Annotated in this window: 9 protein-coding genes and 1 pseudogene; 5 read left to right on the plus strand and 5 right to left on the minus strand. The window is 58.8% G+C overall.

All coding sequences use genetic code 11. The annotated features are described in order from the left end of the window. Positions 1-80: 80 nt before the first annotated feature. The 5 genes from HT737_RS02375 to HT737_RS02395 are packed head-to-tail and all read right to left on the minus strand — an operon-like array spanning position 81 to position 6,634. A complete protein-coding gene (locus HT737_RS02375; protein WP_016774860.1) occupies positions 81-458 on the minus strand; it encodes a response regulator in 378 nt (125 codons plus the stop codon). Between the two features lie 44 nt (positions 459-502). Next, the gene (locus HT737_RS02380) at positions 503-1,717 is read right to left on the minus strand and encodes a hybrid sensor histidine kinase/response regulator (protein WP_041064291.1); all 1,215 of its coding nucleotides are present in this window, start codon (positions 1,715-1,717) and stop codon (positions 503-505) included. After that, entirely contained in the window at positions 1,711-2,304 is a 594-nt protein-coding gene (locus HT737_RS02385) for a chemotaxis protein CheB (protein ID WP_047294607.1), read from the minus strand. The genes HT737_RS02380 and HT737_RS02385 overlap by 7 nt, the downstream gene beginning before the upstream one ends. Continuing rightward, entirely contained in the window at positions 2,301-3,134 is an 834-nt protein-coding gene (locus tag HT737_RS02390; RefSeq protein ID WP_041064296.1) for a protein-glutamate O-methyltransferase CheR, read from the minus strand. Before HT737_RS02390 ends, HT737_RS02385 begins: the two co-directional genes overlap by 4 nt. After that, the gene (locus HT737_RS02395; RefSeq protein WP_182401290.1) at positions 3,134-6,634 is read right to left on the minus strand and encodes a response regulator; all 3,501 of its coding nucleotides are present in this window, start codon (positions 6,632-6,634) and stop codon (positions 3,134-3,136) included. The genes HT737_RS02390 and HT737_RS02395 overlap by 1 nt, the downstream gene beginning before the upstream one ends. 261 nt (positions 6,635-6,895) lie before the next feature. Here HT737_RS02395 and HT737_RS02400 point away from each other — a divergent pair, with 261 nt between their 5' ends. The 5 genes and pseudogenes from HT737_RS02400 to HT737_RS02420 all read left to right on the plus strand — a co-directional run bounded on the left by HT737_RS02400 (position 6,896) and on the right by HT737_RS02420 (position 12,167). After that, complete coding sequence (locus tag HT737_RS02400; protein ID WP_047294609.1) at positions 6,896-7,258, plus strand: response regulator; 363 nt, start codon at positions 6,896-6,898, stop codon at positions 7,256-7,258. A gap of 82 nt (positions 7,259-7,340) precedes the next feature. Continuing rightward, positions 7,341-8,633 (plus strand): glycosyltransferase, encoded by a 1,293-nt coding sequence (locus tag HT737_RS02405; protein ID WP_182401292.1) that lies wholly within the window; start codon positions 7,341-7,343, stop codon positions 8,631-8,633. Between the two features lie 147 nt (positions 8,634-8,780). Next, positions 8,781-9,650, plus strand: a complete 870-nt coding sequence (locus HT737_RS02410; RefSeq protein WP_182401294.1) for a phospholipase — start codon at positions 8,781-8,783, stop codon at positions 9,648-9,650. Positions 9,651-9,718: 68 nt separating this feature from the next. After that, positions 9,719-10,624 (plus strand): AraC family transcriptional regulator, encoded by a 906-nt coding sequence (locus HT737_RS02415; RefSeq protein ID WP_041064319.1) that lies wholly within the window; start codon positions 9,719-9,721, stop codon positions 10,622-10,624. A gap of 233 nt (positions 10,625-10,857) precedes the next feature. Continuing rightward, a pseudogene (locus HT737_RS02420) lies at positions 10,858-12,167 on the plus strand (sugar ABC transporter substrate-binding protein). The last annotated feature ends 20 nt before the right edge of the window (positions 12,168-12,187 follow it).

Consider the following 12,187-nt stretch of genomic DNA (forward strand, 5'->3'; position numbering starts at 1 on the left):
CGATTTTTTTGATTTAAAAAAMMAAGATCAAAAGATCGCASCCTGCGGCAGCTCCTACAGGGGCATTTCAGTGTTTTTGATCAGGCCAGCAATTCCTGAATCTTTTCCTGCAACACGTCCAGATCGAACGGTTTTTCCAGGATCGGCGCCTTGCTGGTGATCGGGCTGCCGGTCTCGCGGATTTCCTGCGGGTAGCCGCTGATGAAGATCACTTTCAGGTCCGGACGCAGCTTGACTGCCGGCTCGGCGATCTGCACGCCGGAGATCCCGCCCGGCAGGCGGAAGTCAGTGATCAGCATGTCCAGATGCGGTTTGCTCGCGAGAATCTCGAACGCCTGCTCGCCGTTTTCGGCCTGCAACACGCGGTAACCCTGCCCCGACAGATAGTCTGTCAGCACCATCAAGATAACCGGTTCGTCCTCGACGACGAGTACTACATCTTGTGCATCTACGCTCATGGGAAGCCTTTGTTCGGTCAATAGCTGCTGATACGACCGTGCGGTCACTCAGAGGTTGCGTCGGATATGCCGTTTTCCTGGATTGGCAGACAAACGCGAAACAGGGCGCCTTCGTTGATTTGACTCTCGACGACGATGGAACCGCCATGGGCGGCGACGATCTGCTCGGAAATGAACAGACCCAGCCCGAGACCAGCCACTACCGTCTTGGCGGAAACCCGTTCGAACTGTTGAAAAATACGCTTCTGATTCTCTTCACTGATGCCGATGCCGCGGTCCTGAACTTCGACCCGCGCCTCATCACCTTCACGGTACACCCGCACCTGGATCGGGCTGCGACCTCCGTAACGCAGAGCATTGGTCAGCAGGTTGGAGACCACTTGCTCGATGCGGAACTCGTCCCAATAACCTTCCACCGGCCCGGACGCAGTGAACGACACTTCGGTCTCGGCGGCTTCTATCTGCTGGGCGAAATTCTGCAGCAGGTTGCTCACCAGTTGCACCAGATCGAAACGCTCCGGACGGATCGACAACTTGCCGGTACGAATCCGCGAGACGTCGAGCATGTCTTCGATCAGACGGATCAGGCTTTTGATCTGGCGCTCGTCGCGATCGACCATCGCGTGCATCTTGTCGAGGGTGAACGCCGCAGCGTTGTCCCGGGCCAGGTGCATCTTGCGCAATTGGGTTTCGAGTATCAGGCCATTGAGCGGCGTGCGGACTTCGTGGGCGACGATTGACATGAAGTCATCGCGCATACGCACCGCCTGCTCCAGTTCCAACTGAGTGCTCTGCAGCTGTTGCAGCAGCGCTTCCTGCTCGCGGCGCGCCTGCTCCAGGGCTTCGACCTGTTGCTTCATGGCCTTGCTCTGGCGGTACAGGTCGACGAACACGTTGACCTTGCTCTTCACCGCGTGAATGTCCAGCGGCTTGTGCAGGAAGTCCACCGCCCCGCTCTCGTAGCCCTTGAACGCGTAATTGAGTTCGCGGCCGGCGGCGCTGACGAAAATGATCGGGATGTTTTTGGTTTTCTCGGTGCCGCGCATCAACTCGGCGAGTTCAAAGCCGTTCATGCCCGGCATCTGTACATCGAGGATGGCCATGGCGAACTCGTGTTGCAGCAGCAGCGAAAGTGCTTCGTCCGCCGACAGCGCCTTGTACACCGTGCGGTCCTCGCGCTTGATCAGCGCTTCGAGGGCCAGCAGGTTCTCCGGCAGATCGTCGACGATCAGCAATTTGGCCTGGATATTACTCAGCATGCGATTCGTTCCAGCTCGACAAGCAGACGGCCGATGCCGTGAATGGGTAGGACATGGTCAGGCTGCTGAATCTTCAGCGCAGCCAGAGGCATGGTGGCGACCTGCGCGTCCTGCGGGTCTTGAACAATGGTCAGTCCGCCGCGCCGTTTGACTTGCGCCAGACCGCGAGCACCATCGTGATTGGCACCGGTCAGCAACACGGCAGCCAGGGTTGCGCCGTAAGCATCAGCGGCGGATTCAAACAGGTAATCAATGGCTGGCCGGGAATGGTGCACGCGGTCTTCAAGACTCAGCGACAGACTGCGATCCTGCTCAACCGACAGGTGGTAACCGGGTGTCGCGAAGTAAACCGTACCGGGAGCGATGTCCTGTTTGTCGGTCGCCTCTTCCACCGGCAGCATCAACCGTCGGGCGAAGACTTCGGCCAACTGGCTGCGGCGCTCTTCCGGCAGGTGCAACACGACAATGATTGGCAGCACATAGCCTTGGCGCAGCGGCGCGAGCAGGGTCAGCAGGGCCTCGACCCCACCAGCCGAAGCGCCGACCACGATGGCCTCGACACGAGGCAAATCCAAGGCATCGTTCATAATTTGCGGTAGATCCGTTCTTGTTTGACCAGCGGCTCGAACTGATTCGAGTAGCCGGAAAAATCCAGCGTTTCCTTGCTGCCCAGCACCAGAAAGCCTCGGTGGCACAGCGATTCATGAAACAGACCGAAGGCACGGTCCTGAAGTTTCTTGTTGAAGTAAATCAGTACGTTGCGGCAGGAAATCAATTGAGTTTCGGAGAACACACTGTCGGTTGCCAGGCTGTGGTCGGCAAACGTCACGTTCTCACACAGGCTCTTGTCGAAAATCGCATAGCCGTAGGCGGCGGTATAGTAATCGGCGAAGGAGCGCTGGCCGCCGGCCTGCTGATAATTGGCGGTGTAGGCGCGCACGTTCTCCATCGAGAAAATCCCCTGCTTGGCCTTGTCCAGCGAGCGCGGGTTGATGTCGGTGGCGTAGATGATCGTACGCTCGAGCAGGCCTTCCTCGCGCAGCAGAATCGCCATCGAATAGACCTCCTCACCGGTGCTGCACCCGGCGATCCAGATCTTCAGCGACGGATAGGTCCGCAGCAGCGGCACCACTTCCTGGCGGATCGCCAGAAAGTGCGACGGATCGCGAAACATCTCGCTGACCGGGATCGTCAGCAATTGCAGCAGCTGCATGAACGCAGTCGGATCGTGCAGCACTTTCTCCTGCAACGCCGAGATCGTCGCGCACTCGAACTGGCTCAAGGCGTGCTGCACCCGGCGCTTGATCGAAGCGCCCGAGTAATCACGAAAATCGTAGCTGTACTTGAGGTAGATCGCCTCAATCAACAAGCGTAATTCGATTTCGCTGTTGCGCTCCACGGAGTGACTGCTGTCCACTAAATGCGTTCCATCTTCGGTAACCACACGCGAATCAACGAGAACAGGCGATCCAGGTCGATGGGCTTGGCCAGGTAATCGTTGGCGCCCGCCTGCAGGCAGCGCTCCTGATCATCTTTCATGGCCTTGGCCGTCACCGCAATGATCGGCAGTTTGCGCCAGCGCGGATCCTTGCGGATTTCAATGGTGGCTTCAAAGCCATCCATCTCCGGCATCATCACGTCCATCAGCACCAGATCGATGTCCTCGACTTCATTCAACTTATCAATCGCTTCGCGACCATTACGGCCGATCACCACGACTGCACCTTTGTGTTCCAGCGCACTGGTCAAGGCGAAGATGTTGCGTACGTCGTCGTCCACCAGCAACACCTTGCGGCCTTCGAAGACCTTGTCGCGGCTGCGGGCGGTCTTGAGCATCTTCTGCCGTTCATGGGACAACTGCGATTCGACTTTGTGCAGAAAGAGTGTGACCTCATCCAGCAGGCGTTCCGGCGAGCGCGCGCCCTTGATGATGATCGAACGCGAATACTTGCGCAGCTCGGCTTCTTCATCGCGGGTCAGATTGCGCCCGGTGTAGACGATTACTGGCGGGAACGAGCAGATGTCCTCGGTGGACATGCGCTTGAGCAGATCGTTGCCGAGCATGTCCGGCAACTTCAGGTCGATCACCATGCAGTCGTAGATCGTGGTACGCAGTTTCTCCAGCGCATCCTGCGCCAGACCGACGGCCGTGATCTCGATGTCATCGTCACCGATCAGGCGGGCAATGCTTTCGCGCTGCAGATCGTCATCTTCGACCAGCAGCACGCGTTTGACTTTCTGGGTCAGCTTGGCTTCGAGACGGGCGAACACGTCCTTGAGCTCTTCACGGGTGGTCGGCTTGACCGCATAACCGATCGCGCCCATGTGCATCGCCGCTTCAACGCGGTCCTCGACCGAGATCACATGCACCGGGATGTGCCGGGTTCCGGCATGTTCTTTCAGGCGTTGCAGCACGGTCAGCCCGGAATGGTCCGGCAGACGCATGTCGAGCAGGATCGCATCCGGTACGAATTCGCGAGCCAGGTCGTAACCTTCGTCGGCACCGTGAGCCACCAGGCACTGGTAACCCAGTTCGTGGGCCAGATCGTAAAGAATGTGGGCGAAATTCGGCTCGTCCTCCACCACCAGAATGCAGCGCGTGGCGAACGGTGCCTTGCCACGGTCGTCGGCAAAGCGCGGGATGTGCACCGGGGCCATGGGCGACAGCGCAATCGACGGCGGCGCCACCGGGGCCGGGCTCGATACTGGCGGCGGCGTAAAGGACAACGGCGCGGACGGTGTGTCGCCCGGCTCGCTGTATTGCTGTGGCAACACCAGGGTGAACACACTGCCCTGCCCCGGCGCGCTGCTGACGCTGATCGAGCCGCCGAGCAAGGCCGCCAGATCCCGCGAAATCGACAGACCAAGGCCAGTGCCACCGTACTTGCGGTTGGTGGTGCCGTCAGCCTGGCGGAACGCTTCGAAGATGCTTTCCTGCTGATCCGCGGCGATACCGATCCCCGAATCGCGCACGATGAAGGCAATGCGCTCGTCTGGCTGGCCGGCGATGGTCAGGCTGACCGCGCCGTGCTCGGTGAACTTCACGGCGTTGGACAGCAGGTTCTTGATCACCTGCTCCAGGCGCTGGCGGTCGGTGTACAGCATGATCGGCGCATCCGGCTGCAACTCGACGCTGAAGGTCAATTGCTTGTCCGCCGCCAGCGGCTCGAACACGCTGCGCAGGCCGTCGGCCAGCCGCGCGACACTGGTGTTTTCCGGGATCACTTCCAGCTTGCCAGCCTCGACCTTGGAAATGTCGAGAATGTCGTTGATCAGGTTCAGCAGATCGTTGCCGGCGGAATAGATCGACTCGGCGAACTTGACCTGCTCGGCCGTCAGGTTGTCCTGCGGATTCTCGGCCAGCAGCTTGGCGAGGATCAGCGAACTGTTCAGCGGCGTGCGCAGTTCGTGGGACATGTTGGCGAGGAATTCGGACTTGTACTTGCTCGAGCGCTGCAGCTCCTCGGCGCGCTCTTCAAGCTGCACCTGAGCCTGATTGAGTTCGGTGTTCTTCTGGTCCATGGCGTCGCGCTGCTCGGCCAGGGTTTGCGCCTGTTCGGCCAACTGCTCGTTGGTCTGTTCCAGCTCGACTTGCTGGGTTTCCAGATGCGCCTGGGATTCCTTGAGAATCCGCGACTGTTCTTCGAGCTCTTCGTTGGCGGTTTTCAGCTCTTCCTGCTGCACCTGCAACTCTTCGTTGAGCTGCTGGGTTTCGGCCAGCACTTCCTGCAGACGCTGGCGATAACGCGCCGCTTCGATCGAGGTGCCGATGTTGCCGGCAATCAGCTCCAGCAAATCGATATCGCGGTCGGTGAGTGGACGCAGGAAGCCCAACTCGATCACGCCGTTGACCCGGTCGTCATCACTGGTCGGCACCACCAGCACACTGCGCGGCAGGCCCGCGCCCAGGCCGGAGCTGACCTTGAAGTAGTCGGCCGGGACCGAATCCAGACGAATCAGTTGCCCCTGCTGGGCCACCTGGCCGACGATGCCTTCGCCGCTGTAGATCTGCTGATCCTTTTCTTCCTGCTCGCGGGAGAACCCGTAGGACGCGACGCGCTTGAGGCCGCCGTGTTCTTCACGCACGTACAGCGCCGCCACCGCCGTGCCGAGGTATTGCGCGCAGAACTGCAGAATATTGCGCCCCAGCAGGTTCAGCGTCAGTTGCCCCAGCACCTGCTCCGCCAGCTCGGTCTGGCCGCTGCGCATCCATGCCTGGCGTTCCAGCCGCTCGGCGCTGGCCTGTTGCGCGGCGAGAGTGGCGCTGTAGCTGTCAGACAGACGAACCAGATCACGGCGACCGACATACGCCAGCAAACCGCTGATCCCGGCGATAAACAGCAGGTACAGGGTGATGCTCCAGATTGTGGTGCGGCGCACCTCTTCGTTGCGCGTGGTGCGCAACTGCTGCTCCATGTCGATCACGTCTTCGAATTGCTTGCGGATCTCGTCGGTCAAGCGCTTGCCGCGCCCGGCCTTGACCGCACCCCGGTAATCACCGCTGGTGCGCTGCAGATCGATCATCGATTGTGCGTAGTTGGCCCACTCGATTTGCAACGCCTGCAAACGACGCAGACGATCGGTCTGCACCGGGTTGTCGGCGGTCAGTTCGAGCAAGGTGTTGAGGGCCACATTGATCCGCGGCTTGGCGGTCTCGTACGGGTCGAGGAAATGCTCGTCACCGCTGAGCAGGAAGCCGCGCATGCCGGTTTCCAGATCAACCGTGAGTTTCACCGCTTCGTTGGCGTTATTGATGACGCGATCGGTGTGCTCCACCCACTGGATCACCGACAGCAGATAAGTAATCAGGGATACAAAGAACACGGCGCTGAGTGCGCCAACGCCCAGCGGCAATCCGATGTTGCGCGTCAGGAGTTTGCGAAACCGTGTTTCATCAATCGAAGACGGAGTGGGCATGGGGCGGCCTTGTCGAACTGTCGAAACCCGGGAGTTTGCCCCAAAACGGTCGTATGGATCCATTTTTCTGACTGCTTTGGCAGCAATTTCCTACATTTTCCTGCGCTTACCGAGCACCAACCGTTATCCTTGCGCCGCGAAGAGCAGCTAATCTTTTTTCCGTTGAATCGGGAACTTGTGGCCATGCGCCACTTACTCATGCAAGAGCCCGGCATTTTCGACCGGTCGCCATTCCGATTTCCTTTTTTTGAGAGCACCCATATGTCCACCCCAGCGCCCACCATCCTTGTAGTAGAAGACGACGACATCGTACGCATGCTCATCGTCGATGTGCTGGAGGAACTGGAGTTCAGGGTGCTGGAGGCGGACGACGGTGAGTCTGCGCTGAATATTCTCGGGGATCAGAGCAAGGGTATCGACTTGATGATGACCGATTACGGCCTGCCGGGCATGACAGGCAGTGAACTGGCCGGCAAGGCACGTGAACTCCGCGCCACCCTGCCCGTCCTGTTCGCCAGCGGTTACGCCGAAAACATCGACGTACCTGCCGGCATGCACGTGATCGGCAAACCGTTCTCCATCGATCAATTGCGTGACAAGGTCAAGGGCATCCTGGGCCAGTGATTGGCCTTGATCCGGCAGCGGCTGTAGATGTGGTCTAATTGCGCGCCATTTTTAGCCGCCTGCCTGCAAGGAACACCTGTCAATGACTGCATCCCCCGCCACCAAAGTTCTGGTCATCGGTTACGTCTGGCCCGAACCGCGCTCTTCTGCAGCCAGCGGGCATGTGATGCAGATCCTCGAGACGTTCCTGCAGCAAGGCTGGGACATCACCTTCAGCAGCCCGGCCGGCCCGGGCGAGCACAAGGCTGATCTGACGGCACTGGGCATCCGCGAAGTGCCGATCGAACTCAACAACAGCAGCTTCGATGTTTTCATCCGTGAACTGGCGCCGGATATCGTGCTGTTCGACCAGTTCATGATGGAAGAGCAATTCGGCTGGCGCGTCGAGAAGCAATGCCCGGATGCCTTGCGGGTGCTGGAGACTTCCGACCTGCAGAGCCTGCGCCACGCCCGCCACCATCGGCTCAAGGAACGCTTGAAAGACGATCCGGACAACCAGGACTTCAGCGCACTGTTCGCGCCGGCGCTGCGCGAAGAGTTCGAGTTGATGGCCGATACCGATCTGGCCAAACGGGAAATCGCCGCGTTGTACCGCTGCGATCTGAATCTGATGATTTCCGAAGTGGAAATCCAGTTGCTGGTCGAACAGTTTCAAGTCCCTGGCGAGCTGCTGCACTGGTGCCCGCTGATGCTCGAACCCCCGCGCGGTTCGTTCATTCCCTTTGAAGAGCGCGCGCACTTTCTGAGTATTGGCAACTTCCGTCACGCGCCCAACTGGGACGCCGTGCTGTGGATGAAGACCGCCGTCTGGCCGCTGATCCGCCAGCAATTGCCCGGCGCTCAACTGCATATCTACGGTGCCTATACGCCGCCCAAAGCCACAGCCCTGCACAACGCGGCGCAGGGGTTTCATGTGATGAACTGGGCAGAAGATGCGCTGCAAGTGATGTCGCAAGCCCGGGTTTGCCTGGCGCCTTTGCGTTTTGGTGCGGGAATCAAGGGCAAGCTCGTCGATGCGATGCTCTGCGGTACACCCAATGTCACCACGCCCATCGGTGCCGAAGGCATGTGCGGTGCGCTGTCATGGCCGGGTGAAGTAGCCCTGTCGGCCCAGGCCCTGGCCGATGCCGCGGTCGCCCTGCACGAAGACCAACAGCGCTGGACCGCCGCACAACAGGCCGGCGTCGCGTTGTTGAACGCGCGTTATCGGCAGACTGATCACGGCCCGGCGCTGATCGCTCGCTTGCACTATTGCCGCGATAACTTGTCAGCATTACGGCGCGCCAACTTTACTGGCAGCATGTTGCGTCACCACTTGCACAAAAGTACCCAATACATGGCGCAGTGGATCGAAGCCAAAAACCAGAAAAGTTGATAAAACCAAAACTGAGAAAGCGCAGCACCAACACTTTGCAAAGAGTGCTGACTTGTACTTTTTTCCGCTTGCATCAAAGAATAACTTCCGAACTGACCAAACAATGCGACTGGTCGGAATAAAACTTTATCTGCAACGGAATGCACCATGAGCAACTACCCTTTAAAAAACTGGATGGCGTCCGCACCCGGTATCGACCAACTGACCCTGGGCGAAGTGGTCTGGCCCGGAGCCCATAACGCCGGGCTGGATTACGACTTTTCGTACCCGGCGTATCTGCAGCCGGCGAAAAACTGGTTTGTCTGCCAGGATGGCCCGTTCATTCAGCAACTTAACGAAGGCGTTCGCGCTTTCGACGTGCGCCTGCATGCCGATGAACACTGGCTGGGCATCAAGAAGTTCCATACGTTTCATGGCTTGAAACTGTTCCGTGGACGTGCCTTGAGCGAACTTGTCAAAAGTCTCAACGTCTTCCTCAGTGATAACCCGAACGAGTTCATCGTATTGGACATACATGAACTCAAGGGCATCAATAATCAACTATTCGATTACAAGGGCTTGCATGAAGTCATCAGCACGGAACTGGCTTCGCGGCTTATTCCCAGAAACAACAGCCAGCTGACCATTGAACAACTTAAAAGGATCAGTCCGGTACAACGAGTGGTGCTGGCAAGCGACTCGCACCCCGACTTCAGGTCGCCCCTGTACTGGCCGAAAATCCGTCATGAGTGGAGCGGTTCAGATATCACCTCTGCCGAGCAACTCAAGCAACACATCACACGAACACTGGCCAATCCGCCGCCGTCCGGCAGCCTCTGGTCGTTATCGGCCACCAGCTATGGCGAACTGGCCGGCGTAAAGCGGATCACCCACGAACTCAATCAATGGTTTGGCCCGGACTCGGGCTGGGCGCCAAAGTGCAGCATTATCAATGCCGATTTCGTCGGTGCCACGCGGCTGGCGGAATATTGCCAGCAGATCAACCATGCCAAAGGTCTGGTCAAGGCCCGGGGTTGAGGTGCTGGAACTGTCCGTGACGCGCGTGCATGATGAGCATCCGGACATAACAACAGAACGTATCGGACATGACTCGGGCTACCAGAATCACTGATCCCTCCTACGAGCTGATGGACGATCATAACGGGTTGTCCATCATCTACCGTCAGCATGGTTTTCCCTGCCCGTTAGTGCGCTGGCACTTTCACAAGGAATACGAACTGCACCTGATCGTCGCCAGTTCCGGCAAGGTCTTCATCGGCGACTACATCGGTAACTTTTATCCGCAAACGCTGTTCCTCACCGGGCCCAATCTGCCGCACAACTGGATCAGCCAGGTGGCCGAAGACGAAGTGGTGGAAAAGCGCGATATGCTGGTGAACTTCACCGATGAGTTGTTCGACAGCGGGCACCAGGTGTTTGCCGAACTCAAGACCCTGGCGCCGCTGCTGGAGCGCGCGCAATACGGCATCGAGTTTCGTGACAAAGACACGATCCGCCAGGCCATGACGCTGATGCAGCGAATTGCCGATACACGCGGGATCACTCGTCTGGGGCATTTTTTCATTCTGATGGAGTTGCTGGCGGCGACAGACGACTATCAGTTGCTGTCTGGCGCCACCAACACGCAACTGGCCGACGAGCACAACATCGACCGCACCAACCGCGCCGTCGATTTCATCTTCGACCATTACGCCCGGGAGCTGACGCTGGAAGAAGTCGCCGAGCATCTGGGCATGAAGCCGACCTACTTCAGTCGCGTATTCAAACAGGCCACCGGGCGCAACTTCATCGAGTTCGTCAATCGCCTGCGCATCAGCAAATCCTGCGAACTACTGGCCGACGGCGACAAGCCAGTGACCGAGGTGTGTTTCGAGTCGGGGTTCAACAATATTTCCAACTTCAATCGGCGCTTCCAGCAACTCAAGGGCATGACGCCTTCACACTATCGACGCCTCGCGGTGCAGCGCCTGACCGAACAGAATCACGCTTGATAGCCACATCAAAAGATCGCAGCCTGCGGCAGCTCCTACACCGATCACTGTAGGAGCTGTCGCAAGCTGCGATCTTTTTTGCCAGTGCAAAAAAGTATCGGTTCAAGTGCGATGGATGATTTGTCAGCCTGTCGATTGAGGGCTGTAATCAGCACACATTCTTCCTGCACAGGAAGACACAAAAACAATAACTGTCCTTCTGCTTCCCAACGGACGCAGAAAAGGAGTGCACGATGCAACCCACTGCAAAAGCTCTGCTTGCCCTCACTTGCATGACCCTCAGCAGCGTCAGCCTTGGCGCCCAGACCCTGACCATCGCCACCGTCAACAACAGCGACATGATCCGCATGCAAAAACTCTCGAAAACCTTCGAGGCCGAGCATCCGGAGATCAAGCTCAATTGGGTGGTGCTGGAAGAAAACGTGTTGCGCCAACGCCTGACCACCGACATCGCCACCCAGGGCGGGCAGTTCGATGTGTTGACCATTGGCATGTACGAAGCCGCACTCTGGGGCGCCAAAGGCTGGCTGGAACCGATGAAGGACCTGCCGGCCAGTTACGCCCTCGACGATGTGTTCCCGTCAGTGCGCGAAGGGCTCTCGGTCAAGGGCTCGCTGTACGCTTTGCCGTTCTACGCCGAAAGCTCGATCACCTATTACCGCACCGACCTGTTCAAGGACGCCGGTCTGACCATGCCCGAGCGTCCGACCTGGGAACAGATCGCCGCTTCGCCGAAAAACTCACCAACAAGGACAAAGAGCAATACGGCATCTGCTTGCGCGGCAAGGCCGGCTGGGGCGAGAACATGGCGCTGATCACCACCGTCGCCAATGCCTACGGCGCGCGCTGGTTCGATGAGAAATGGCAGCCGGAATTCAATGGCCCGGAGTGGAAAAACGCGCTGAACTTCTACGTCGACACCATGAAGAAATCCGGCCCGCCGGGCGCTTCCAGCAACGGTTTCAACGAGAACCTCGCGCTGTTCAACAGTGGCAAGTGCGCGATGTGGGTGGATGCGTCTGTCGCCGGTTCGTTCGTCACCGACAAGACCCAGAGCAAGGTCGCCGATCACGTCGGCTTCACCTTCGCCCCGCATCAGATCACCGACAAGGGCTCGGCATGGTTGTACTCGTGGGCACTGGCGATTCCGACCAGCTCCAAGGCCAAGGACGCCGCCAAGGCCTTCAGTGCCTGGGCGACCTCCAAGGAATACGGCGAGCTGGTGGCCAAGACCGACGGCATCGCCAACGTGCCGCCGGGCACCCGCGCCTCGACCTACAGCGATGCTTACATGAGCGCGGCGCCGTTCGCCAAGGTCACGCTGGAATCGTTGAAAGCGGCAGATCCGAGCAAACCGACGCTGAAACCGGTGCCGTACATCGGCATTCAACTGGTGACCATTCCTGAATTCCAGGGCGTGGGCACCCAGGTCGGCAAGCTGTTCTCGGCGGCGCTGATCGGCCAGACCACGGTGGATCAAGCCTTGGCCGCCGCGCAGCAAACAACCGAACGCGAGATGAAGCGCGCGGGTTATCCCAAGTAACCACTGAACGACTTGCTCCT

Source organism: Pseudomonas sp. MD195_PC81_125, from assembly GCF_014060985.1.
GTDB classification, from domain to species: Bacteria; Pseudomonadota; Gammaproteobacteria; order Pseudomonadales; family Pseudomonadaceae; genus Aquipseudomonas; species Aquipseudomonas parakoreensis.

Coding starts and splice junctions, on each gene's coding strand:
- HT737_RS02375 (WP_016774860.1), bottom strand. CDS start 458: ATGAGCGTAGATGCACAAGATGTAGTACTCGTCGTCGAGGACGAACCG.
- HT737_RS02380 (WP_041064291.1), bottom strand. CDS start 1,717: ATGCTGAGTAATATCCAGGCCAAATTGCTGATCGTCGACGATCTGCCG.
- HT737_RS02385 (WP_047294607.1), bottom strand. CDS start 2,304: ATGAACGATGCCTTGGATTTGCCTCGTGTCGAGGCCATCGTGGTCGGC.
- HT737_RS02395 (WP_182401290.1), bottom strand. CDS start 6,634: ATGCCCACTCCGTCTTCGATTGATGAAACACGGTTTCGCAAACTCCTG.
- HT737_RS02400 (WP_047294609.1), top strand. CDS start 6,896: ATGTCCACCCCAGCGCCCACCATCCTTGTAGTAGAAGACGACGACATC.
- HT737_RS02405 (WP_182401292.1), top strand. CDS start 7,341: ATGACTGCATCCCCCGCCACCAAAGTTCTGGTCATCGGTTACGTCTGG.
- HT737_RS02410 (WP_182401294.1), top strand. CDS start 8,781: ATGAGCAACTACCCTTTAAAAAACTGGATGGCGTCCGCACCCGGTATC.
- HT737_RS02415 (WP_041064319.1), top strand. CDS start 9,719: ATGACTCGGGCTACCAGAATCACTGATCCCTCCTACGAGCTGATGGAC.